Genomic DNA, 23767 nt, shown 5'->3' on the forward strand with positions numbered 1-23767 from the left:
TTCTTTACGTTATGAGATGGTATTTGGTAAATCTGAACGCATCTTAGCGATTCATTGGCATTGGCACCGTGAACAGAGTCGCATTTTTGTTGGTGATGATAATTGAGTGCAAATTAGTAATTTTTTTGTGAATTATTTCGCAAAAATATCAATATAAAACTTAAGGTGGAGTCATGACGGCGGTCACTCAGACAATAGAACCCCAAACATTAGACGCAATGACATTTCCGTTGCATGGCGCTCGGCTGATTGAAGCCTCCGCTGGTACAGGTAAAACATTTACGATTGCCGCTTTATATTTGCGTCTTGTTTTGGGGCATGGTGATGAGTTATCACGTCATTCTACTCCATTAAGCGTTGATCAAATTCTGGTCGTCACGTTTACGGAAGCGGCAACGGCAGAATTACGAGAAAGAATTCGCACACGAATACATACGGCGCGGATTGCCTTTGCCCGTGGAGTCAGCGAAGACCCTGTTATCGCCCCTTTGCTGGAGCAGTTTACGGATCATCGTTTAGCCGTGCAGCTACTTACAGAAGCGGAAAGACAAATGGACGAGGCGGCGATTTATACCATTCACGGCTTTTGTCAGCGCATGCTGACGCAAAATGCTTTTGAGTCGGGTAGCCGTTTTGCCAATGAATTTGTCACGGATGAAAGCCACTTAAAAGCGCAAGTGGTCGCGGATTATTGGCGTTGTCAGTTTTATCCATTACCGCTGAATTTGGCCGCTGAAGTACGCCGCTTATGGGGGCGCCCTGATGATCTATTGCAGCGTATTGGCCGATATCTTACAGGAGCACCTTTGACAGTAACGACTCCGCCTTTATCGGATGATCTCGCGACATTGCATGCCAATAATTTACAACGTATCGATGATCTGAAGCAGTTGTGGCGAGCACATGAAGCTGATCTTGAAGGCTGTATTAGTCTCTCCGATGTCAATAAACGCAGTTACAGTAAAAAAACGCTACCGCAGTGGTTACTGAGCGTATCAGCTTGGGCGGCGAGTCCGACCCAAAATTATGAGTGGCCGGATAAGCTGGAAAAGTTTGCACAAAACACTCTAATTGAGAAAACGCCAGATGGAAAAGCAGCCCCGATGCATGAGGTGTTTGCTGCTATTGAAGCCTTTCTTGCTGAACCGATCAGTTTAGAAGGCCCGCTGTTAGCTCATGCCATTGATGCATGCCGTACTAGGCTGGCTAATTTAAAGCAGCGTAAACACTGGTTATCATTTGATGATTTATTGACTCAGTTATCAGCGGCCCTGGATTTAGATGAACAACAGGTCTTGGCGGAGCGTATTCGTCATTTATATCCGGTGGCAATGATAGATGAGTTTCAAGATACCGATCCTCTGCAATACAGTATTTTTAGTCGGATTTATTTAGCGCATCCACACGCGGGCCTATTTATGATTGGTGACCCGAAACAGGCGATTTATGCGTTTCGTGGTGCGGATATTTTTACGTATATTCGCGCACGTAATCAAGTCTCGGCTCATTATACGTTAGGAACGAATTGGCGTTCGAGCCTTGATATGGTTTCAGGGGTAAACCGCTTGTTTACACAAGCCGAGCGCCCGTTTATTTATGATCAAGATATTCCTTTTTATCCGGTTAATCCTAATCCTAATGCCGACAAGAAAGCGTGGTATTTATATGACGAAAAACAACCTGCCTTAACTTACTGGCGTCCTGATACAGATGGCGCACTAATGACCAAAGGTGAGTATCTTACCCAAATGGCGACAGCCACGGCAGCCCATATCCAGCATGTGTTAACGTTAGCTCAAAACCAAAAAGCATATTTTTCTAACGGTAAGCCGATAGAGGCCAGCAATATAGCGGTATTAGTACGGACGGGCAGTGAAGGACGTCGTATTAAAACAGCACTCTCAGAGCAAGGTATTGCCAGTGTGTATTTATCGAACCGTGATAGCGTGTTTGCTACCCAAGTGGCTATGGATGTGCAGCGTTTATTGCAAGCGGTATTGAATCCAGATAATGATCGCTTGTTACGCGCGTCATTGGCGAGTCCACTGTTCGCGCTCAATGCCCAGCAACTGGATAAACTCAACTGGGACGAAAATGCATGGGAAAAGGTGAGTTATGAGTTTAAAACGTACCGCCAACTGTGGAAAGAACGTGGTGTTTTACCCATGTTACGCGCGGTTCTGGCGCAGCGCCATATTGCCGAACGTTGGTTAGAAGAGCCGGATGGCGAGCGGGCATTAACCGATTTCATGCATATTGGGGAATTACTTCAAGACGCCAATCAAGATATTGATAGTGACCATGGTTTATTGCGGTGGTTATCGCAAACCATTACTGATGTAGCGATGGGATTGGGGCAACATGATGAACAAATTCAGCGTTTGGAATCGGAGCGCAATTTAGTTCAAATTGTCACGATTCATAAATCGAAAGGCTTAGAATATGATTTGGTATTTTTACCTTTTGCCTTAGGCTATCGCGCCGCGAGTGAAGGGAAGTACTATGATGCAAGCACGGAGAAAACCATGCTCGATATCATGGCGAGCGGAGAGTCTTTACTGCAGGCAGAACAAGAGCGACTTGCCGAAGATTTACGTTTAGCTTATGTAGCGCTAACTCGTGCGGTGTATGCGTGTTTCATTGGCGTTGCTCCATTACGTAATGGCCGTTCCACCAAAGAGCCATCAGGTGTGCATGATAGTGCGATTGGTTATTTGTTACAAAATGGCGAGCAAGGCGGTATTGCGTTACTTCACACGTCTTTAGATAAGGCCGTTCAAGGTATTAATGCGCAAATAGTGCCGCCACCAGAGCTCCCCGAAGGTATTTATGTGCCAGAGAGCGAAGCGTATGACACTCTGCCAGTTAAGTCATTACAGCGCCCAGTGGATAGACGTTGGCGTATTACTAGTTACTCAGGGCTAGTGAAACAAGGCGCTCATCACAGTGTTGGGGCTGAGGCCGAAATCTCCGGATTTGATATCGATTCTGCCCAAGATATGGAAGAGGCTTCCTTGTTAGAGCCTGAGCGTTCTATTTTCACTTTTCCACGAGGTGCGCAGCCGGGAACATTTTTACATAGCGTTTTTGAGCAAGTTATTTTTACACAAGCTGCGACGACGGTGGACAATACCGAAGTATTAGAAAATTTACTAGAAAATGAGCAATATGACGCTGCTTGGTTACCTGTATTACAAAAGTTGGTTGATGATGTATTGAATGTACCGCTTGATGGGAAGCAGCTACGTTTAAGTAACAAAGCGCCAAGCCAGCAATTAGTTGAGATGGAATTTTTATTACCGATACGAGTATTAGATGCCCCCAGTTTAAATCGAATCACGCATCGTTATGACGCACTCTCTGCGCGGGCAGGCGCGCTTGGCTTTTATCCGGTGCACGGTATGCTCAAAGGTTTTATCGATTTAGTGTTTGAACATGAAGGAAAATACTATGTATTGGACTGGAAATCGAACCACTTAGGAGATGATTCCAGTGCGTATCAAGAGGAAGCTTTAGCCGTAGCGATGGCTGAACATCGCTACGATCTTCAATACCAAATTTACGCACTAGCACTGCATCGTTTTTTAGCCAGTCGAGTGCAAAGTTATGATTACGAGAAGCATTTTGGTGGTATCTATTATGTGTTCTTGCGGGGAGTGAACAGGCAATCAAAACAAGGTATTTTTTATACTCGTCCGCCACAAGCGCTTATTAGCGAGCTCGATCAATTGATCGATGGACGGATTGTTGAACATCGTGAAACTGAACAAGGGCAGTGGGAGTTAGATCTATGAGAAACGAAGTCTACGCTTTGTTATCTTCGTTGGCAGAGCAAGGCAGTATTCGTCAGCTCGATTATCAGTTTGCTCGCTTTATTGGGCAGCAAGCGCCAGATTCTTCGCCACTGCTGATCATACTTGTGGCCGCGTTGAGTGCAGAAGTGGGGCGAGGTCATATTTGTTTATCATTATGGGATGAACATGGGCAGTTAACCGATATTGCCAGTAAGTTGGGCGTATTTGGAGAACAAACTCAAGCAATCCAGTCTGCGTGGCTACAAGGTGATTGGTCGACAATATTAGCTGATTCATCGTTAGTGTGTGACTCCGGGCAAGAGTCGGTTCCGCTGATTTTTGATGGTCAGCGCTTATATTTACATCGCTACTGGTTTTATGAGGTGACGTTAAGTGCTCGCTTACACACCCTAGCGACTCCCATTGCCTTTAGTAATAAAGAACAGTCGGCATTATCAGAGCGGCTGAACCTCCTTTTTGCACGCGACTACCCACGTCTATTTAGCGCATTATCACAGGTTAACTCGCAAATAGAACGCCAAAAACTCGTCATGGATTATTTAGATGTTGAATCACCAGACAGTGTGGAATGGGAGCGTGTCGAGCAATGCCTGATTATGGCTAAGCAAGCTGATGACTTGGTCGATTTAGAGCACTGGGTGCCGCAGTCGGCTTGTCTTAATTGGCAAAAAGTCGCGGCTGCTACTGCTCTAACGCGCTCTTTTACTGTCGTGTCTGGTGGGCCAGGGACAGGTAAAACCACGACAGTGACGAAATTGTTAGCGGCTTTACTTGGGCAGTCTGTGGATAAAGCACTCACGATTAAACTAGTGGCTCCAACCGGGAAAGCGGCAGCGCGCTTAACCGAGTCAATCGCCAAAGCGGTACAACGTTTGCCTGTAGAGCCGGAACTGAAAGCGTTAATCCCGACTCAAGCAAGTACGATTCATCGCTTATTAGGAGCGTTGCCTAATAGTGCCGAGTTTCGCCATCATAAGAAAAATCCATTGCACCTTGATTTGTTGATTGTAGATGAAGCATCGATGGTGGATTTACCTCTGATGGTTAAGTTAGTGGAAGCGCTACCAACGCACGCTCGGCTTGTATTACTGGGTGATAAAGATCAGTTAGCCTCGGTGGAAGGAGGAGCTGTGCTTGGGGATATTTGTCATTTTTTAGCGCAAGGTTATAGCCACGAACAAGGACAACGATTGGCAAGCTTAACTGGTTTTAAAGCGTTGGCTTCGACGCTGCCTGGTGAGCGTAGTCCGATTGCTGACTGCCTGTGTATGCTGCAAAAAAGTTATCGCTTCAATGCGAGTTCTGGCATCGGTCAGCTTGCTAAAGCTGTTAATAGTGGTCAAGGGCGCCACATTGATGAAGTATGGCGACGTGACTTTGCCGATATCAGTCACTATGATCTCACTCGCGAGTCGTACCAGCAGATGTTAAAACTGTTGGTGAACGAATACCGCGGTTATCTAAGCTTAGTCGAGCAAACCTTTTATGATGACACGCAGGCCATCGCTATGAGTAATAAAGCCCGTGCTGTATTAGAAGCCTTTAACGGTGTGCGTTTATTATGCGCGGTACGAGAAGGAGACTTTGGTGTCACAGGTCTTAATTATCGGATTGAGCGTGCACTAGCGGCGCGTCAATTAATCTCTGTTCATGACGAAATGTGGTATCACGGTCGCCCAGTGATGGTCACCAGTAACGATCATAGCCTTGGTTTGTATAATGGTGATATCGGTATGTGTTTACGTGATGAGGAAGATGATAACCACAGGTTAAAAGTTTATTTTGAGTTGCCTGATGGCCAAGTCAAAGCGGTCTTGCCAAGTCGAGTGCCACCACATGAAACCGCCTATGCGATGACGATCCATAAATCACAAGGCAGTGAGTTTGCGCATACATTGATGATTTTACCGCCGGATTACAGTCCAATTCTTACGCGTGAATTAATTTATACAGGTATAACCCGCGCAAAATCTTATTTAACCTTGTTGTGTGATGATGCGGTCTTAAAACGAGGGATTAAAGTGCGTACTCAGCGAGCGAGTGGTTTGGTTGAAAAACTGGATTCATCGCTCTCTTCATAATGAGATGTTTAAGGTATGTTCCACACTGGAAAAACTAATACTTTCAATATCATAATCTAAGTAGTTTCTCATTAAATGCTTTTTGATTTGTTCGTCTACCGGGAATACACAATGGACGTGTAATCCTTCCAAGAGATGATTATCGGCCATGTCCCAAAAGCTTTGTAGAGAATTACAAATAACGGTTTTCATCGAGATACATATACCTATTAAGAGTGGTGTGTGGATCAGTTTTTGAACAATAAATGAACCAACTCAAATATTATTAAGCTGCTCAATGCAACGTGTTCCATATTCATCGTTAGTCTGGATGAATTTTACACAACCGATACACTCTTGAAAAGATTTTAATCGCAATTTTTTTGAATGCTTCTGTAAATCAGTCTCACTTATGAGTCAGTCTTGTTTTTAATACAGGTTGTCCATTCCGATTAAATCCGGCTACAGCTCTAGCACTAATATTTTTGAGCGTCTTTGATAGTTATAGAGATGCTGTTTGGTTACTGGCAGTGCTGATACTCCTGCTTCGGTAAAGCCTTGTTCTCTAAACCAATGTAGACTTTGCGTTGTCAATACAAACAGCTTTTCCAGCTCTTGTTTTTTTGCTTCATACTTCATATGTTCAAGTAACACTAAGCCGCGATGACCATCTCTATAATCGGTATGAATAGCGACACAGGCCATTTCGGCCATTTTTTCATCCCGATAAGGGTATAAAGCAGCGCAACCAATGATCAGCCCATCTTTATCAATGACACTAAAATTATGTATTTCTTGCTCCAGTTGCTCGCGGGAGCGGCGTACTAAAATACCTTTTTCTTCTAAAGGTAAAATTAAATCAAAAATACCACCAATATCATCAATATGAGCTTGGCGGACTTGCTCTGTTTGTGCCGTAACGACTTGTGTACCAATACCATCAAAGGAAAATAGCTCTTGGATCAACGCGCCATCAACTTTGTAACTCACCAAGTGACTTCTTGGCACGCCGGCACGACATGCGGAGACGGATGCTCGTAAAAAGCGGAGTGTGCCAGTGGTATCTTCTTGCTCTGGTTTTTGGCTCGTTTCCCTGTGCACTATGAGCGATTCGACTTCGGCAGGAAAAAGTTCGGCGATGGCATTGCCATGTTCATTAATAATGCCTTGTTCAGAGCAAAATCCAATGAGCTTATCTGCTTTTAAACGAATAGCCACTTGGGTAGAGATTTCTTCGGACAGTAGATTGAAGCATTCACCTGTCACGGAGCTCGCTATCGGTCCTAGCAATACGATGGAGTCTTGTTCGAGTATTCTATTAATGCCTTCGATGTCAATGCGTCGAATACGCCCGCTATGGCAGTAATCGACACCAGTATCGATACCCAAGGGTTGTGCTATAACAAAATTACCACTAACAATATTGAGTTTATTTCCCGCCATAGGCGTATTGTTCATACTCATTGATAAGCGAGCAGTGATGGCCAGTTGCAATTGTCCTGCTGCTTGCATAACGAGATTTAATGCGGTTTCGTCAGTAACGCGGATACCATTATGATGAGGAGTTTCATGGCCATGAATCGTGAGTAGGTTATTAATTTGCGGGCGTGCGCCGTACACGAGAACGATTCTGACTCCTAAACTATGTAGTAAGGCTAAATCGCTAATAATATTTGGAAAGTTTTTATCGGCAATGCCTTCGCCACCTAACATTATCACCATAGTTTTACCTCGGTGAGCATTAACATAAGGGGCGGATTGGCGAAACCCTTTTACTAGCTCGGTACTACGTATTTTCACTGCTTGCATACCCGGTTGTTTATTTATGTTTAAATAATGACTTTTTATTCATGGCTAAGCAAGGTGTTTTTTAATTTTCTCTAAATACGCGGTGTAGGTTTGTGCGTGGTAGGTTATCGATTATAATAAGTGGATTAATTTTAATATCGTCAATAAAAGCCAAGTGTCAATAACACGGCAAAGAGGTATAAGAGTGAGCAGTAAGAGAAAAAAGTATCTGGAAAGATTATTAATAGTAGCTGCTCTAATGGGCACTATCGTGGTTGGTGGTGGATACATATATTTGTACTTACAGGCGCGTAATTTTTATACTCCGCAAGACAGTTTATATGGAGTATGGGTTGAGCAAAATGTGGCGCCATATTCGGCCAATACGATTGAGATTCGACCTGATTCGATCACCATCCAAGGACACACGGTGACCACTAAATATCTTTTTAATGGTGAAGTATTGTCGTTCAGTGCTGGTGGTATCCGACAGAATTACCAAATGTTGAATGATAAAAAAACCGAAATGCGCTTAATGTCACCGGATAGTTATAGCCCTACGTATAGATTGTCAGAGAAATATAAAAATGATCTGCGTTGAACGTTCTTTGATTGCGCTTAGCTGCTGACTTTGCCATGCTGCCACGACTTGATTATTAGGGATATAAAATTTGTGATTAGACGTCTTTTCCCACTGGTGTGTGTGTTAATGCTTTTTGGGTGTGCGCCCACAGAGCGAGGGCAGCAATACCAAGACCCAGAGTTTGCGAATAAATTAAATAAAGTCGAGCAGGTAGAGTCAAATTCTCCGCGAGATTACTCTGCGTTTTTAAAGCAAAGTGATGAAGTTGTGCATAATTCACCGAGTATGGCGAAAATATATCAGCCTTTATATAGTCAGTTGAGTGAATGGGCGATGGAAAGCGGCGACCCCAAAGATTTGCAACAATTTGGGATACAAACAGCGCAGCTCGGTGGTGCTGATCAAAGAGGTAATGTGATGTTTACTGGTTATTTTTCACCAGTTATTGAGTTGCGTCACACACCCGATGATGAATATAAATATCCAGTCTATGGCAAGCCCAACTGTACGGCAGAGTGTCCTACACGTGCACAAATTTACGATGGAGCCCTTGAAGGGGAAGGACTGGAACTCGGCTACGCCAAGAGTTTGATTGATCCATTTATTATGGAAGTGCAAGGCAGTGGTTTTGTTCATTTTGGTGATGATGATTCGGTCGAATATTTTGCCTATGCGGGAAAAAATAACAAAGCTTACGTGAGCATTGGCAAAGTGCTCATCGAGCAAGGCGAAGTTTCCCGTAAAGATATGTCTTTGAAAGCGATTAAAGAATGGGTAGAGACACATCCTGCCGAGCAGGTAAAAGCGCTTCTAGAACAAAATCCGTCTTATGTATTTTTTGAGCCGCGCGCCGCTGCGCCAGTAACAGGAAGTGCTGGGATCCCGCTATTGCCAATGGCGTCGGTAGCCGCAGATCGTTCTATTTTACCAATGGGGACTCCTATCTTAGCTGAAGTTCCTTTATTGAATGCAGATGGAACCTATACAGGAACCCATCAGTTACGGCTATTGATCGTGCTTGATACCGGTGGTGCCGTTAAAGATAATCATTTGGATTTATATCATGGAATGGGGCCGCGTGCGGGAACCGAAGCTGGGCATTATAAGCATTTTGGACGAGTATGGAAGTTAGGGCTTAAAGCGTCGACGACCCAAGCTCCTTGGGCAATACCGCCTGAAAAGTTAGAATAGCCTTCGCTTGTAACTAGACTTTTTTTCTAAGAGTGCGTATAAAACGCACTCTTTCTTTTTCCACTATTTGGATATGTTGTTATGCGAGAACTTGAAGCCCCAGCCTCAGAAAGTTATGACCAACGATTTGGCGGCACACGCCGTTTATATGGTTATGAGGAAGTTGATATCTTACGTGCTGCGCATGTATGTGTGATTGGTATTGGCGGTGTGGGTTCTTGGGCAGTAGAAGCATTAGCTCGCACTGGTGTCGGCGAGTTGACGTTGATCGACATGGATGATGTGTGTGTAACGAACATTAATCGACAAATTCATGCCATGAGTGGAACGGTTGGACAAAGTAAAATTGAGGTTATGGCAGAGCGCGTCAAGTTGATAAACCCTGAGTGCAAAGTGAACTTGATTGATGATTTTATTAATGTTGATAATCAGCATGAGTACTTAAGTCTTGGTTATGATTATGTGCTTGATGCGATTGATAGTGTTAAAGCGAAAGCCGCATTATTAGCTTATTGTCGTAGTAATAAAATCAAAGTGGTGACCACGGGCGGTGCGGGCGGACAAATCGATCCGACACAAATTAAAGTCGCGGATTTGACCAAAACGATTCAGGATCCATTAGCGAAAAAGCTCAAAGATCATTTGCGTCGCTTTCATAATTTCCCAACGAATCCGGCAAGAAAGTTTGGTATCGATTGTGTATTTTCCACCGAGCAGTTGAAATATCCGCAAGCTGACGGCTCAGTATGTGGTACAAAATCTACCGCAGAAGGTCCTAAACGTATGGACTGTGCGAGTGGTTTTGGGGCAGCGACGATGGTGACAGCAAGTTTTGGCTTTGTTGCCGCGTCTCGTATTGTCGATAAATTGATGCAAAAATATCGTAAAGCGTAATAATTCAGTCACGGCGCTCACGTGTGGTGCCGGTTAATTTTTTGGAGTAGAGCATGTCTGAATTTCCAGATAGCCCCTTTGGAACCATCATTACTGATACACAGGTTGTCGCTACGATGGCGACCTTACATGGATGGGAAGATCGTTATCGGCAAGTGGTGATGTGGGGCAAGCAATTACCCAAAATGGATGAGGGGCATAAACAAGCAACAGTCAAGATCGCTGGGTGTGAGAGTCAAGTATGGCTATTAGCGGCTTGTGATGAGAATGGCATTTGGCGTTTTCATGCTGATTCTGATGCGCGGATTGTTCGTGGCCTTATTGCTATTGTGTTTGCCGCATTGAATCATAAAAATACACAGCAAATTCAGTCGATTGATATTGAAGCATACTTTGAACAACTCGGGTTGCTGAATCACTTATCCGCTTCAAGAGGCAATGGCTTACGAGCGATTGTGGATACGATCCGCCAATCTGTGGCGTAATGACTGACCTACGTACTATCTACCAGTTTAAGGCGTCAGCACAATTATAGCTCGATAATCGAGTACGAGTTATACACGACTGCGCCATGCGGGGCGTCTATATTCAGTGTCGTATAATCTAGCGTGCCTTTTTTCTTCAAATTGGCACGATTCCACCCCTCATTAAGTAATACCATATGTTGTGTGTCTTTTTTCCCTTTTTGATAAATCGCGACGGCGGATTTTGAGTCGCCGTAGCGGACTTCTTTTTTCGCGACATAAATATGTTTATGGCTTGGGAAATAAGTGTAATCGAGAAAAATGATGCCATGTGATTGAGTATTTAATACGACTTCAATAATGGTTACGGGATTTTTTTTAGCCTTAAACAACGTTAAGTTACTTGGACTGACTAAGTATCCTGACCATTCATCATCTAAAAACACCTGAGCATCTTTATAAAGCGCCATTTTTTGTTGGTCAGAGGCATCTTGAATATTGAGTTGATTAAATACGGTAGTGACCATTTTTTGTGCACTGGTTGGAATGGCTGAAAACGTATCAATAGCATAGGCGTGGCTACTCATTACAAGTACGCATAAGGTGATTAGTGAACGCATGACGCCACTCCTTTTCATCAAATAATCCATTATCATTATTCCATTAGTGACTAAGCCAGTATCAGCGAATTAGTCAAAAGGTTAAGTTACTGTGACTTTAGCAAACTCCTAAGACTGACACGAGTGATCAGTCTCAAGAGTCTGGACGATTAAAGAATATCAGCGGCTTTCTTGATGGCCGCGAGCGCGCGAGTAATATCGGCCTCGTTATTATATAAACTTAGCGATAAACGAACGGTGCCACTAATATCGAGAGCATCCATCAATGGGTGAGCACAGTGGTGACCTTCACGGACGACGATACCTTGTTGATCAAGTAGCGTTGCTATATCGTGATGATGCACCCCATCCATAGTAAAGCTGATGATCCCCGAGCCAGGCTGGTGACCGATAATATACAGGTCATCGATAGCGACTAAGCCTTCATAAAGCGTATGATGTAGGTGCGCAATGTGTTGCTTTATATCTTGATAATCAAATTGTTTTAACCACGTCATCGCGGCCGCCAGTCCAATCGCCCCCGCAACATTAGGCGTTCCCGCTTCAAAGCAGCTTGGTGCTGGAGCAAAACTCGTACCGGCAAAGCTGACTCGCTCCACCATCTTGCCTCCGCCTTGCCAAACGGGCATTAAGGGCAGAATATCGGGTTTGACATATAAGACGCCTATGCCATTAGGGGCGTATAATTTGTGTCCTGAAAAGGCATAAAAATCGACATCTAGCTGTGTGACATCGACAGTTTCATGCACAACCCCTTGCGCGCCATCGACCATGACTTTCGCCCCAACATCGTGGGCAGCATGAATAATCGCTTCAATTGGCTGACGTGCGCCTGTCACATTGGTGATATGAGCAACGGCGACCAGTTTACAGCGTTTTGTGAGCACGTTTTGAAAATAATCCCAATCAAATTCACCGTGAGCAGTTACCGGAATTTTAATGATGTTTGCTCCGGTTTGTTGAGCAATAAGCTGCCACGGAACAATATTGGCATGATGCTCATTTTCACAAATCGCAATTTCATCACCTGCTTGTAGGTGTTTTAGGGCATAGGTATAGGCGACAAGATTGATCGCTTCCGTTGTGCCACGTGTCCAAATGATAGTGTCAGCGTGAGCCGCGCCGATCCACTGAGCAACGGTATCCCGAGCGGCTTCATAACGTGATGTCGCTTGTGCCGTCATATGATGACTGCCACGATGTACATTGGCATTTTCAAAACGATAATAGTTGGCCAGCGTATCAATAACGACCTGTGGTTTTTGTGAGGTGGCTGCGCTATCCAAATACGTTAATGGATAACCATTAATCTCTTGGGCGAGAAAAGGAAATTGTGCACGAACAGTATCAATATCAAACGTCATGGTTAGGCATCTTCGCTCAGTTTATCGTAATGTAATTGTGGCAATACCATCATAGGCTCTGCGACCTGTTTTGCGGCGGTTTTACCCGATAAACGTATGATGATCTCAATGGCAAATTCAATCGAAGAGCCAGGTCCTTGGCTAGTTAAAAGGTTATTGTTGATATCAAAAGTGACGCGTCGAGTTCGCCATAGTGAAGCTGGAATGTGCTGTTGGAAGTTTGGATGTCCCGTCATAATAGCACCTGGATACAAGTCATGGTGCTGTAGGACAATAGCGGGAGACGCACAGATAGCGGCGACCAAGCGGCCGTCGTACTTCTGCTGCTTGAGTATTTCAATCAAGATGGTGCTGCCTTGAAATACTTCAGCGCCGCCTAAGCCTCCTGGTAAGACAATAGCATCAAATTCCTCATCGGCAATATCAACCAAGCGGTGTTGCGCCGATAAGACCACTCCACGCGAACAAGTCACGGTTAACTGCCCATCAAAATCAGCACTAGCGACAGAAACGTCATAGCCTGCTCGGGTTAACGTATCGATAATAGTGACGGCTTCGATTTCTTCGGTGCCATTGGCGATAGGGACTAAAATACGCTTGGTCATAGGTGACTCCAACGGTGTTCTAATTGCTTAATAGTTTGCCATAAATGAATATTATACGGCGTTGAAATAGCGTGTTGCTGTGCTTGGTTAACCACATAACCATTGATAAAATCGATTTCGCTCGTACGCTGATGACTAATATCTTGATGCATTGATGAGTAATTGTGTGCGGTTTGATGGAGCACGGCATACACATCATCAAGCAAGCTATCTTGTGTGATGGATAAACCGCTTGCTTGCATTACAGTAACGATTTCTCTGACAATGGCATGAATATGATCGGTATAGGCATGGCCCAGTAGTGCACCATTTTTTATATTATCTATCGCCGTCAGTGGATTAATCACACAATTTATGGCGACTTTACGCCACAAAGGCCACTCTAGCGTGGAATGCCAGTTTACATCAGGTAGAGCATGGCTGAGAACCTCCGCCATAAACTGACATGCCTGTCCTTTTGGATTTAATCCCCCAAGATCGGTTTTTCCTAAACCAGTATGTTGCACATGGCATGGGTTATGTTTAAGCGCGGCATGGCTTGTGCTTGCTCTTAATATTGGATAGGCCGAGAGTGTAACGAGCAGCTCATCAAGAGTGCCCATGCCATTATGCATGAAAAGTAAAATAGTGTCGGAATCGATATGTTGTATTAGGGGCAGTATAGCGGTGGCGACTTGATGTGCTTTGGTCGCGACAAAAATAACATCAGCATGACGCAGTGAGTCAATGTGATTAGAGACAAAAGTACTGCGCGAGATGGTACTGCCAGTCGTGGAAGTGAGTAAATAGTCGCGTTCGCTACTGTGGGTATGAGACCAGCAACTAACGTTATGGCCTGCATGTTTTAGGTAACATGCCCACAAAGAGCCGATGGCACCTGGGCCCAGCACAACGATATTCATGACTTACCTCATTCATCCACGATGGGAGGCAGGATACCATTATTGGGAGTAATGCCAACTAGCAGGCATAAAAAATGGCGCGAGAATCGCGCCATTTGATGAATTCGCATTTGCCAAGCAAATTAGAATTTATAAGTCACATCAAAGTAGTGAGACACACCTGAAGAGCTGAAGCCTTTAGAGTCTTTAATACCGTACACGTCATCAAACACTTTAAGACCGTAACCCACTGCATAGCGATTGCTGTGCCAGTAAATGCCGTTAAACCAAGCTAGGCCGTGATCTGATGTAGCACCTGCTTTTTTTTGTAGATCGAATTCGTAATCTAGATAACCTTGGTAGGCGATGAATGAGCCGTTTTCAAAGTTAACAAAAGGCTTGAACCATACTGTAGAGAATTGGTAGCCGTTCCATTCGTTATTTTTGATGTTGTAAGATTTGTAGAGGTTAAATTGAACCTTACCAAACCAAGGAACCATCACATCAGCACCGATACCATTTTTAGTGGCGTAACCACCATCATTGTTGCCATCAATGGTAGTGTAATCAGCAACGTACCATTCTTTGATTGGACCAACGGATAGGTCAGTATTGAATAAACCGTCAATAGACATACGCGGCGCAAATTTAGCAAACATCTTGGCATCGTTGCCTTTATTTGCTGATTTATCACTATCATCGTCATCGGTGAGGTTAAATACATCAAGGTAACCGTACAGATCGAAAATCCCTGAGCGACCGCCAAACTCCATTTCGAAGTAAGTATGGTTATTGTTACCCGGTTTTTCATTAAGTACATGCATTAGGTTAAATTGCATCCACTTATAATCGTTCTTGTGAGTGTTACCATCAGTATAATCAGCGGCTAAGGCAGGAGTGGAAACTGCAGCTGCTAGACTTAGTGCTAAAAGTGATTTGCGCATTGCTGTGATTCTCTACATTGTGATTTTTGGTTTTATACAATCGATTGCGTTAACGTTTACGTAGCCGATTATTAATGTCGAGAATAATAGCGGTTTATCTCCCAATTAAAAGTGAAAAACTAAGAAAACGTGACTAATTATTGTGACGGTTATCACGCAAAATGGAATTCATATGGAACTTAATTTATTTTACATAATATTGCAGTTTTTTTGTGATTTAAGTCAGTTATTGTCCGTGAGAGTCTATCTTAGAAAAACGCTTTGTTTAATGATTAGTGAAATGAAATCGCTTGTATAATAAATAGAAACATTAGCAAGGAGGATATATGTCAACGATCATGTTATTTCCACTTGGTTCGATTGTCATGCCCGAGGGAAAAATGGCATTACGTATTTTTGAACCTCGCTATCAGCGTATGGTCGCAGAAAGTATGAAAACGGATTCCTGTTTTGGTCTGTGTTTGAGTGGCTCGAATGGTGCTGCTGGTGAGGGAGAGTTATCACAGTTTGGTACTTGGGTTAAAATCGTTGATTTTGAGCGTTTAGACGATGGGCTGCTTGGCATTACGGTTGTGGGGATCAAGCGTTTTCGCATTCATTCTATTACGACAGAAAGCGATGGATTACGTATCGCTGACGTAGAGTGGCACGCCAGCTGGCCAATGCAAGAAATGGAAAAGAAAGATGCGTTTCTTGCCGAACGTTTACAAGATCTGTATCAAGAAATCCCACAGGTAGGACAACTCTATCCCCATTGTTTTTTTGATGATGCCAGTTGGGTTACTCAGCGATGGTTAGAACTTATGCCATTAACCCATGAGCAGTTTGATCAGCTTTCTCGCCACGATGATTGCCAAATTGCTTTGTCTTACTTACGTTTCGCAATGAATGATGATTAACCGAGAAGTCCTGGTTTTAATCAGTCAGTTGACCATTTTGACTCTCTTGCGATAGTGACTATTTACTATATCTTAACCCTATAATTGCTTATTATATGCTGTGTTTTTGAGCAGCGTCTAACGTTGTGTTTTAACCATTTCTTTGATTTAAGTGGATTCATGTCTAACGTTGATAAAAAAGTTTTTCTCCGTATCTTTGCAACTGTGTTTTTACCTATGTTTTTGGCGGCAGTCGATCAAACGTTATTAGCCACAGCGACACCGGATATTGTTCGCGACATAGGCGATATGCAGCTCGCCTCTTGGATTGTGATTGGATATATGTTGACGGGGGCCGCTACGATCCCAATTTACGGCTGGCTCGGTGATCAGTTTGGTCGACGTAATATCCTGATTGTCGCATTAGGTATCTTTGCGATGGGCTCGGTATTTTGTGCTCTTTCCAGCACGATGTTTCAGCTCGTCATGGGCCGGATTTTACAAGGTATCGGCAGTGGCGGTTTGATGAGCTTGTCGCAAGCCCTTATTGGTGAGGTGGTACCGCCACGCCAACGTGCTCGTTTCCAAGGGTATTTTTCTGCTTTTTTTGCGTTGTCGAGTATTAGTGGTCCGGTTCTTGGTGGGCTAGTTGTCACTTATTTAAGCTGGCAGTGGTTATTTTGGTTTAATTTACCGCTCATAGCATTAGGTGTGTATCGTTTAAGTCGTATGAAAACGGTCGCCTTACCAGAAAAGCGTCGCAGTATTGATGCTTATGGTTTAATGCTTTTTCCTATTTTAACGGCTGTGATCATTTATTGGTTGTCGTCCGGTGGACATTATTTTGCGTGGGGATCTGTAACAAGTATCGCTCTGATTAGTACTTTTTTGGTGACGTTTGGCATTTTTATATGGCAACAAAAACGCACCCAAGATTCTTTTTTGCCCTTACATTTGTTGGTCAAAAAAGAAATACATAGGCCATTACTTTCTGGATTTATGTTTGCGGCATGCCTATTTTTATTGGCTTTCTTTCTGCCTATTTTCTTACAAGTCGCCTTACATCTTAATGCTGCAGCCGCGGGTGTACATATGATTCCATTATCTGGTGGTGTGATTTGCGGGGCCTACACGACGGGAAAATTGATCAGCCGCTATGGAGTGCCTAAGTATATTCCCGTTATCGGGATGAGCTTTACCGCGGTGAACTTTCTTCTATTAGGAACATTAGCACCGACGCCGACACTCGTTAGTGGGTTAGCGTTTTTGTGTGGTTGCGGGTTAGGGACTGTGATGCCTTCTACTCAGTTAACGATTCAAACGATCGCTGGTAAGCAACACTTAGGGCGGATTACCGCGATGGGGGGGCTATGTCGTTCATTAGGTGGTTCAGTGGGCACGGCGATGTTTGGTACTTTGATTTACTCGTTAATCCCAGGTTTTGGTGTCAGTAGTTCCATCGACGTTTTAGTGAATGCTCCGCATGGAGTGGTCGTTGAAGCATTTCAATGGGGATTTAAAGCTGCGGCTTTACTTGCCGCGGTGTGTGCTTTTAATGCTTTTTGTGTGCCACGGATTCACTTAGATGATTACACATTTGATGAGACCAAGCCTTAATTGTATATGAATATAAAAAACCAACCGTAGAGGTTGGTTTTTTTGTATCGAACTCATATTTTATATCGAACTCATATTTTATATCGAATTCATAGTCTATTCAGTCTTTACTCTCTTGGGCTTTTGATAAAAGATCATCAAAGTAGTGACGTAAGTAATACAGCATAAACAAGCTTGGAATCACCATAACCGCAGTAAACACAAAGAATAATGACCAGTTATTTAGGTACTCGGCAAATTGCCCGCTCATCGAGGATAAGGTCGTGCGGCTAAAGTTACCTAATGAGGCAAGTAAGGCATATTGTGTGGCGGAGAATGCCTGACCGGTTAATACCGTTAAAAACGAGACGAACGCGATGGTTGAGAACGCAGTCGTAAAGTTATCAACAAAAATCGTCGCAACAAATAAGTGTTCGTTGGGGCCAACCTCGGCAATCCATGCGAACATTAAGTTACTGGCTGACATAGCAATGCCACCAATCATTAAGCCGCGGACAATACCAAATCGTACATTCACCATACTGCCTAGAAAAGTGAATAACATCGTCGCTCCCCAGCCAATTAACTTAGAGTAATAGCCAATTTGTTCATTGGTAAAGCCAATATCTTTATAAAAAGCAATCGACATGCGCCCGAGAAAGGCTTCGCCAATCTTAAACAAAAACACGAAGAGTAAAATGGTTATGGAAACCTTAAAACCATTACGACGAAAAAAGTCTGCAAAAGGTTCGATAACTGTAACACTTAGCCATGAGATCACTCGATTATGAACCACTTTTTCATAGCGCTCTTCTGCTTGGTTTTGCAGTTCTTCACGATGGTTTTGGGGTTCTTTAACGATCAACGTCATGAGCATCAATAACAGCACAACAGCCGCCATACCATAGAACACCATATTCCAGCCTTGACTATCAGCATTGGCAAACGCGAAATAACCTGGTAGAGAATACCCTGTCCACCAACCAATTACCGCCATAGCAGAGGCTTGAGGGAGCTTAGATTCTTCTGATTTAGGAAAACTATCAATACGAAACGCATCAATAGCAATATCTTGCGTTGCTGACGCCGTCGCAATCAATAACGCAATCATTGAGGTGAGGAGTAATTGTTTTTCCGGGTGAACCCCCGCTAAGTACAGTGTGCCTATGAGCATGATGGTCTGACAGAAAAAAATCCATCCTCTACGTTGTCCTAACCACTGACAAACAATCGGTATTTTGACTCGGTCGACCAAAGGCGCCCATAAAAAGTTAATGGCATAGACGGCAAAGACACTACCAAAGTAGCCGATTTGCGCGAGGGTTAACCCCGCATCGGTAAGCCATCCTGACATTGCTGAGCCAATTAATACCCACGGAAAACCACTTGAGCAGCCTAAAAGAAAGACCCAAAATAGGCGCCGATCCGCATAGCTTTTTAGGGTTTGTTGCCACGTTGGATGAGGTTTTACAGGCATAGCATGTCCTTATACATACAGGCTCCTAACATTGGAGCCTGATGATTACGGCGTATAGGTTACTTTATTGATAACGATTGGGGTTTCAGGGACATTTTTCATAAAGCCCACGTTGTGAGTGGGTTGCTTGGTCATCGATTGGACAACATCAAACCCTGAAACAACTTTACCAAATACCGCATAACCTGCAGAGCTTCTGCTGTAATTAAGAAAGTTATTATCCGCTAAATTAATGAAAAATTGTCGAGTGGCAGAGTTGGGGGACTGAGTCCGTGCCATCGCGATGGTTGCCGTGTCGTTAGTCAGCCCGTTACCAGCTTCGTTTTTAATCGGACGGTAGGTTTTAAGCCGTTTTAAATCGCTATCAAACCCGCCACCTTGCGCCATGAAGCCAGGAATGACACGGTGAAATTGACTTCCCACATAACTGCCATCTTTCACGTAGCGTAAAAAGTTTTTTACTGTTACTGGAGCTTGTTGCGGCTTAAGCTCCACGGTAAATTTGCCTAACGTAGTGGTAAAGGTCACCTGTGGGGTGGCCAATACCGGTGTACTGAGTAAGGCAAGTAACAATAACCAAGGTTTAGCCATGGAAACGTTCCTTCATGTATTGGCGTAGCTCAGTGTCATTAGCCATTTCTTTCAAAACATTATTAACGACATCATTAAATACCATCTGCACATCTTGCACCGATGCACTCAGGGCTGCGGTACGATTCGCTGTACCCGTAAAGGTTTTCACTAAACGCCCTTTTGGTGACTCAGCAGTGACTTCAATCACGACTTTAGCGGTCATTTCATTGTCGAGTATTGAGTGCTTTACTTTCACTAATGCATTTTCAATTTCAATATTAACCGAATTTTTACTATTTACGGTGACGTTAAACCCTTGGGATTGAAATTGATCTTTAACGGCATTCTCTACAGCAATACGTACATTTTGACGCGCATGAACCGGTTCAATTTGATTACGGCCGCTATCGATTAGAGCAATATACTGTGCAGAGCGTACATCTTTACTGGTGAGCGTGAATGACGCATTTTGTGCAACCTGTGATGTGTTTGTGGTTGGCTTAGGGACAAAATTAATTTGTTGTTGAGGCGTTGAACAAGCTGTCAGCAGGGCGATAGACGCCGCAAGAACCAGTTTTTTCATGGTTTATTCCTTTCTGTGTTTGAGCATTAGAGCGTTTAACCCTTAGTGGCTTCTAAAATAACAAATTTTTTGTTGCCAGCGACAGTCTTTATACGTGACTTGCCGAAGAGTTTAGCGAGTTTTACATCGTACCTTAGGTGACGGTTACCAATAACCATTAATTTACCTGTCTTATGCAGGACATGCTTAGCATCACAAAACATTTGCCAAGCGATGTGATCGGTAATCGCTTGCTGCTGATGAAATGGCGGATTACACACGACCAAATCAGCGCAGGGCTCTGTAAAATCATCTAAACAGTTGTTGGCTACGCAGTGAATATCACGCTCATAACCGAGGTTTTGTTGTAAATTCTTACGTGCTGATGCGACCGCCATAAAGCTTTCATCAATACAAGTGAGCTGAGCGTTAGGGTTGAGTTGGCCTAATTTCACTGACAGCACGCCGTTACCACAACCTAGATCGATGATGTTTTTCACTGTAGGGTCTTGCGGCAAATATTTGAGCATAAAGCGCGCGCCCTGATCTAAGCTTTCTCCAGAGTACACATTAGGACGATTGCTTAAATGAATGGTTTCATGCTCGACATCCCACTCGATATCTTCAGGAACAACATTCAATGCAGCATTAGGCTGACTAAACACTAAACGATGCTTTTTCCAAGCCAACGAGGTATGTGTGTCTCCTAAATAACGCTCGAACAATTTTAATGTGGATGAGTGTATGTCTTTCGCTTTATTCACCCCAATCACCGCACAATCACTAGGCAGTTGCTCTCGCAGTTGTGATAACTGCCAAATCAAATGGCGATTATTACGCGGTATTTGCATGACCACTACATCCACGTCTTTAGGTATAGCATCCATGGTCGTGAGATATGTCACTTCTTCGCAATGATTGTGTCGAAGGTTATTTAAAATACCTTGATGAGCGATAAACGAGTCACTCATCACCGTGACACGATGCCGCGTTGAAAACCAACAACTGAGTGCGCCGAAATGATCGTTAAGCACTAAAATGTGCTGATTGTCGGCGAGGCCCATATCTTCAACATGGTGAATCAGGTATTCATCCCCAGCATCCCATGCTTGCAGCGTATCATTTTTATTCGCAGGGAAGCGATGTAGGGTAAGTTGGCGCCCTAATATCGTGAGCTCAGTGTTCATAATGCATTACAGTTATCAGACAAGAGGGATATTGTCGCAAAAGCAACGATGAGAGGAAACCAAAACCTTTTTTTTCTCGGCCGCGACACGGTAGACTATAAATACTATTTCTATCGATGCATAATAAATAAGCAGGGACTATGGTAATCCAAGAAACGATTGAGCAGAAGTTAACCTCGGCATTTCAGCCATTGTATTTAAATGTCGAAAACGAAAGTGGTATGCATAACGTCGCTCCGGGCTCGGAAAGCCACTTTAAAGTGACAGTAGTCGCCACCGAATTTGAAGGACAAAGACTGTTGGCACGCCACCGTCGTGTCAATCAAGTCTTAGCCGATGAACTGGCTAATCATATTCACGCCTTAGCAATCCATACTTATACTCAACAAGAGTGGCAAGAGCGGCAGGCGAGTCGACCTGATAGCCCAGCTTGTCTTGGCGGTGGACGCTAATTAAGAGAAATTAAGACAAAATGCTGCGAAAAGTGGCATTTTGTCCAATACTGTAACAGTAATAAAACAACGTCGAGCGAGTTTAGTTAAGGAGTAACATAAGCGAGTCCCCACTTTAGGGAAGTTAGATTTTACTTTCTAACCGTCTTTGATAGAACAATCGGAGCGCGAGCTGGGCAAGTAGAGGCGACTTCGTGTGCTTGATAAAAATAAGGTAATTCGTAATATTCTTAATGGCATCAAGTTCCTAAAAAATGTTAAACTAGCTTATCTGATAAATCTCCTCTCGATACTGTGACGAGGTTGTTAAAAGGATGTTGCGGCTTTGGTGTGCTCAGGTAAGCCAAAGCGGACACAGTTAATGTCGTGTCTAGAGGGCAACGCATCGTTTCTGTCTAATCTGACGATTTTGGCAAATCGGCGCAGTGTTGTGCCTCGAATTTGCGCAATTTAAATAATCTTTTTCCCGATAAAAAAGTAGTGCAAGTGCGTATGATTACAATAAAAAAGGGTTTGGATCTCCCTATTTCAGGTGTTCCATCCCAGGTGATTAGTGATGGTAAAACCATCAAAAAAGTCGCCTTGCTTGGCGAAGAGTACGTTGGCATGCGTCCAACGATGCATGTTCGTGAAGGTGATGTAGTAAAAAAAGCTCAAGTTCTTTTTGTGGATAAGAAGAATCCTGGCGTGAAATTTACTGCACCAGCTAGCGGCAAAGTTATCGAAGTCAATCGTGGTGAAAAACGTGTACTTCAATCGGTTGTGATTGAAGTGGCAGGTGATGACCAAGTGACATTTGATAAGTTTGAAGCCAATCAAATATCTGGTCTTGACCGTGATACGGTTAAAACTCAGTTGATTGATTCTGGTCTTTGGACAGCATTGCGTACCCGACCGTTCAGCAAGGTTCCAGCAGTCGATTCAAACACAAATGCGATCTTTGTAACCGCTACGGACACGCGTCCTTTAGCCGCCGATCCTAGTGTTGTTATCAATGAGCAACCAGAAGCGTTTGTTGCTGGACTCGATGTTCTAGCAGCGTTGACCGACGGTAAAGTGTTCGTATGTAAAAAAGCGGACAAACTGCCTCGTTCATCTCACTCTAAAGTTGAAGAGCAAGTATTTGCAGGGCCTCATCCCGCAGGTCTTCCCGGTACTCACATGCACCACCTGTACCCAGTAAGTGCAGATCATGTTGCATGGAGCATCAACTATCAGGATGTGATCGCGTTCGGTAAAATGTTCCTAACGGGTGAATTGCACACAGACCGTGTCATTTCACTAGCAGGACCAGTCGTGAATAAGCCACGTCTCGTTCGTACCGTCATGGGGGCGTGCATCGATAACATCGTTGAGAACGAAATCATGAAAGGCGAAGTTCGTGTTATATCTGGCTCAGTGCTGTCGGGGACGATTGCATCTGGTCCACACGCGTACCTAGGTCGTTACCATCTGCAAGTATCCGTTTTACGTGAAGGTCGTGAGAAAGAGTTTTTAGGTTGGGCAACGCCTGGTAAGAACCGTTTCTCAGTGACACGTGCGTATTTAGGCCACCTGTTTAAAGGTCAACTATTTAACATGACCACTTCCACGTGTGGAAGCGAACGTTCAATGGTGCCAATTGGTAACTACGAAAAAGTGATGCCATTAGATATGGAGCCAACTTTGTTGCTTCGTGATCTATGTGCAGGTGATTCAGACAGTGCTCAACGCATGGGTGCATTAGAACTTGATGAAGAAGATCTAGCGCTGTGTACCTTTGTTTGTCCAGGTAAATACGAGTACGGTGAGTTACTTCGTGAATGCTTGGCTAAGATTGAGAAAGAAGGGTAA

General features: G+C 43.8%; 21 protein-coding genes. 10 read left to right on the forward strand and 11 right to left on the reverse strand.

Translation table 11 applies throughout. From position 1 onward, the window contains the following. The first annotated feature begins 173 nt into the window (after positions 1–173). Together recB and recD are read left to right on the forward strand one after the other, a co-directional pair. Positions 174–3794 carry an exodeoxyribonuclease V subunit beta gene (gene recB, locus OCU30_RS02800; protein WP_077311268.1) on the forward strand — a complete coding sequence of 1207 codons (3621 nt, stop codon included), beginning with the start codon at positions 174–176 and terminating at the stop codon, positions 3792–3794. Then, positions 3791–5896, forward strand: a complete 2106-nt coding sequence (gene recD / locus OCU30_RS02805; protein ID WP_077311270.1) for an exodeoxyribonuclease V subunit alpha — start codon at positions 3791–3793, stop codon at positions 5894–5896. The genes recB and recD overlap by 4 nt, the downstream gene beginning before the upstream one ends. On the opposite strand, the gene OCU30_RS02810 is transcribed toward recD, so the two are convergent. Beyond that, positions 5891–6088, reverse strand: coding sequence for a hypothetical protein (locus OCU30_RS02810; RefSeq protein WP_077311272.1), 198 nt, complete (start codon positions 6086–6088; stop codon positions 5891–5893). The genes recD and OCU30_RS02810 overlap by 6 nt on opposite strands. A 249-nt stretch (positions 6089–6337) precedes the next feature. Beyond that, positions 6338–7675: an amino-acid N-acetyltransferase gene (gene argA / locus OCU30_RS02815; RefSeq protein ID WP_077311881.1), complete on the reverse strand. Its 1338-nt coding sequence runs from the start codon at positions 7673–7675 to the stop codon at positions 6338–6340. Between the two features lie 247 nt (positions 7676–7922). Between argA and OCU30_RS02820 the strand changes: the two genes are divergently transcribed. The 4 genes from OCU30_RS02820 (at position 7923) to csdE (ending at position 10816) form a co-directional block, all read left to right on the forward strand. Beyond that, entirely contained in the window at positions 7923–8264 is a 342-nt protein-coding gene (locus tag OCU30_RS02820) for a DUF2850 domain-containing protein (RefSeq protein ID WP_077311274.1), read from the forward strand. Positions 8265–8336: 72 nt separating this feature from the next. Beyond that, a complete protein-coding gene (mltA, locus tag OCU30_RS02825) occupies positions 8337–9437 on the forward strand; it encodes a murein transglycosylase A (protein ID WP_077311276.1) in 1101 nt (366 codons plus the stop codon). A gap of 81 nt (positions 9438–9518) precedes the next feature. Next, the gene (tcdA, locus tag OCU30_RS02830; RefSeq protein ID WP_077311278.1) at positions 9519–10331 is read left to right on the forward strand and encodes a tRNA cyclic N6-threonylcarbamoyladenosine(37) synthase TcdA; all 813 of its coding nucleotides are present in this window, start codon (positions 9519–9521) and stop codon (positions 10329–10331) included. 53 nt (positions 10332–10384) lie between these two features. Further along, complete coding sequence (gene csdE, locus OCU30_RS02835) at positions 10385–10816, forward strand: cysteine desulfurase sulfur acceptor subunit CsdE (protein ID WP_077311280.1); 432 nt, start codon at positions 10385–10387, stop codon at positions 10814–10816. Positions 10817–10860: 44 nt separating this feature from the next. Here the strand turns inward: csdE and OCU30_RS02840 are convergent, their stop codons facing one another. The 5 genes from OCU30_RS02840 to OCU30_RS02860 form a co-directional block, all read right to left on the reverse strand. Continuing rightward, a complete protein-coding gene (locus OCU30_RS02840) occupies positions 10861–11415 on the reverse strand; it encodes a hypothetical protein (protein ID WP_077311282.1) in 555 nt (184 codons plus the stop codon). Between the two features lie 149 nt (positions 11416–11564). Beyond that, entirely contained in the window at positions 11565–12779 is a 1215-nt protein-coding gene (locus OCU30_RS02845) for an aminotransferase class V-fold PLP-dependent enzyme (protein WP_077311284.1), read from the reverse strand. Between the two features lie 2 nt (positions 12780–12781). Further along, positions 12782–13384, reverse strand: a complete 603-nt coding sequence (locus OCU30_RS02850) for a DJ-1 family glyoxalase III (RefSeq protein ID WP_077311286.1) — start codon at positions 13382–13384, stop codon at positions 12782–12784. Then, a complete protein-coding gene (locus tag OCU30_RS02855; RefSeq protein WP_077311288.1) occupies positions 13381–14286 on the reverse strand; it encodes a 2-dehydropantoate 2-reductase in 906 nt (301 codons plus the stop codon). Before OCU30_RS02855 ends, OCU30_RS02850 begins: the two co-directional genes overlap by 4 nt. 122 nt (positions 14287–14408) lie before the next feature. Next, positions 14409–15209 (reverse strand): nucleoside-specific channel-forming Tsx family protein, encoded by an 801-nt coding sequence (locus tag OCU30_RS02860; RefSeq protein WP_077311290.1) that lies wholly within the window; start codon positions 15207–15209, stop codon positions 14409–14411. 326 nt (positions 15210–15535) lie between these two features. Here OCU30_RS02860 and OCU30_RS02865 point away from each other — a divergent pair, with 326 nt between their 5' ends. Beyond that, the gene (locus OCU30_RS02865) at positions 15536–16108 is read left to right on the forward strand and encodes an LON peptidase substrate-binding domain-containing protein (protein ID WP_095532870.1); all 573 of its coding nucleotides are present in this window, start codon (positions 15536–15538) and stop codon (positions 16106–16108) included. 159 nt (positions 16109–16267) lie between these two features. After that, the gene (locus tag OCU30_RS02870; RefSeq protein WP_077311292.1) at positions 16268–17704 is read left to right on the forward strand and encodes an MDR family MFS transporter; all 1437 of its coding nucleotides are present in this window, start codon (positions 16268–16270) and stop codon (positions 17702–17704) included. Between the two features lie 100 nt (positions 17705–17804). Here the strand turns inward: OCU30_RS02870 and OCU30_RS02875 are convergent, their stop codons facing one another. Genes OCU30_RS02875 through OCU30_RS02890 form a run of 4 tightly spaced genes read right to left on the reverse strand, consistent with a single transcriptional unit; the run spans position 17805 to position 21482 of the window. Next, on the reverse strand, positions 17805–19160 hold the full coding sequence (locus tag OCU30_RS02875; protein ID WP_077311294.1) for an AmpG family muropeptide MFS transporter: 1356 nt from the start codon (positions 19158–19160) through the stop codon (positions 17805–17807). A gap of 45 nt (positions 19161–19205) precedes the next feature. Beyond that, positions 19206–19751, reverse strand: a complete 546-nt coding sequence (locus OCU30_RS02880) for a peptidylprolyl isomerase (RefSeq protein ID WP_077311296.1) — start codon at positions 19749–19751, stop codon at positions 19206–19208. Further along, positions 19744–20316, reverse strand: a complete 573-nt coding sequence (locus OCU30_RS02885; RefSeq protein WP_077311298.1) for a YajG family lipoprotein — start codon at positions 20314–20316, stop codon at positions 19744–19746. Before OCU30_RS02885 ends, OCU30_RS02880 begins: the two co-directional genes overlap by 8 nt. Before the next feature lie 35 nt (positions 20317–20351). Then, the gene (locus tag OCU30_RS02890) at positions 20352–21482 is read right to left on the reverse strand and encodes a methyltransferase (RefSeq protein WP_077311300.1); all 1131 of its coding nucleotides are present in this window, start codon (positions 21480–21482) and stop codon (positions 20352–20354) included. A 140-nt stretch (positions 21483–21622) separates the two neighbouring features. Here OCU30_RS02890 and OCU30_RS02895 point away from each other — a divergent pair, with 140 nt between their 5' ends. Both OCU30_RS02895 and OCU30_RS02900 read left to right on the forward strand, forming a co-directional pair. Beyond that, entirely contained in the window at positions 21623–21934 is a 312-nt protein-coding gene (locus OCU30_RS02895) for a BolA family protein (protein WP_077311302.1), read from the forward strand. A gap of 492 nt (positions 21935–22426) precedes the next feature. Beyond that, a complete protein-coding gene (locus tag OCU30_RS02900) occupies positions 22427–23767 on the forward strand; it encodes a Na(+)-translocating NADH-quinone reductase subunit A (protein WP_077311885.1) in 1341 nt (446 codons plus the stop codon).

Source organism: Vibrio palustris, assembly GCF_024346995.1.
Taxonomy (GTDB): Bacteria; Pseudomonadota; Gammaproteobacteria; order Enterobacterales; family Vibrionaceae; genus Vibrio; species Vibrio palustris.

Coding starts and splice junctions, on each gene's coding strand:
- recB (WP_077311268.1), top strand. CDS start 174: ATGACGGCGGTCACTCAGACAATAGAACCCCAAACATTAGACGCAATG.
- recD (WP_077311270.1), top strand. CDS start 3,791: ATGAGAAACGAAGTCTACGCTTTGTTATCTTCGTTGGCAGAGCAAGGC.
- OCU30_RS02810 (WP_077311272.1), bottom strand. CDS start 6,088: ATGAAAACCGTTATTTGTAATTCTCTACAAAGCTTTTGGGACATGGCC.
- OCU30_RS02820 (WP_077311274.1), top strand. CDS start 7,923: ATGGGCACTATCGTGGTTGGTGGTGGATACATATATTTGTACTTACAG.
- tcdA (WP_077311278.1), top strand. CDS start 9,519: ATGCGAGAACTTGAAGCCCCAGCCTCAGAAAGTTATGACCAACGATTT.
- csdE (WP_077311280.1), top strand. CDS start 10,385: ATGTCTGAATTTCCAGATAGCCCCTTTGGAACCATCATTACTGATACA.
- OCU30_RS02840 (WP_077311282.1), bottom strand. CDS start 11,415: ATGCGTTCACTAATCACCTTATGCGTACTTGTAATGAGTAGCCACGCC.
- OCU30_RS02845 (WP_077311284.1), bottom strand. CDS start 12,779: ATGACGTTTGATATTGATACTGTTCGTGCACAATTTCCTTTTCTCGCC.
- OCU30_RS02850 (WP_077311286.1), bottom strand. CDS start 13,384: ATGACCAAGCGTATTTTAGTCCCTATCGCCAATGGCACCGAAGAAATC.
- OCU30_RS02855 (WP_077311288.1), bottom strand. CDS start 14,286: ATGAATATCGTTGTGCTGGGCCCAGGTGCCATCGGCTCTTTGTGGGCA.
- OCU30_RS02860 (WP_077311290.1), bottom strand. CDS start 15,209: ATGCGCAAATCACTTTTAGCACTAAGTCTAGCAGCTGCAGTTTCCACT.
- OCU30_RS02865 (WP_095532870.1), top strand. CDS start 15,536: ATGTCAACGATCATGTTATTTCCACTTGGTTCGATTGTCATGCCCGAG.
- OCU30_RS02870 (WP_077311292.1), top strand. CDS start 16,268: ATGTCTAACGTTGATAAAAAAGTTTTTCTCCGTATCTTTGCAACTGTG.
- OCU30_RS02875 (WP_077311294.1), bottom strand. CDS start 19,160: ATGCCTGTAAAACCTCATCCAACGTGGCAACAAACCCTAAAAAGCTAT.
- OCU30_RS02880 (WP_077311296.1), bottom strand. CDS start 19,751: ATGGCTAAACCTTGGTTATTGTTACTTGCCTTACTCAGTACACCGGTA.
- OCU30_RS02885 (WP_077311298.1), bottom strand. CDS start 20,316: ATGAAAAAACTGGTTCTTGCGGCGTCTATCGCCCTGCTGACAGCTTGT.
- OCU30_RS02890 (WP_077311300.1), bottom strand. CDS start 21,482: ATGAACACTGAGCTCACGATATTAGGGCGCCAACTTACCCTACATCGC.
- OCU30_RS02895 (WP_077311302.1), top strand. CDS start 21,623: ATGGTAATCCAAGAAACGATTGAGCAGAAGTTAACCTCGGCATTTCAG.
- OCU30_RS02900 (WP_077311885.1), top strand. CDS start 22,427: ATGATTACAATAAAAAAGGGTTTGGATCTCCCTATTTCAGGTGTTCCA.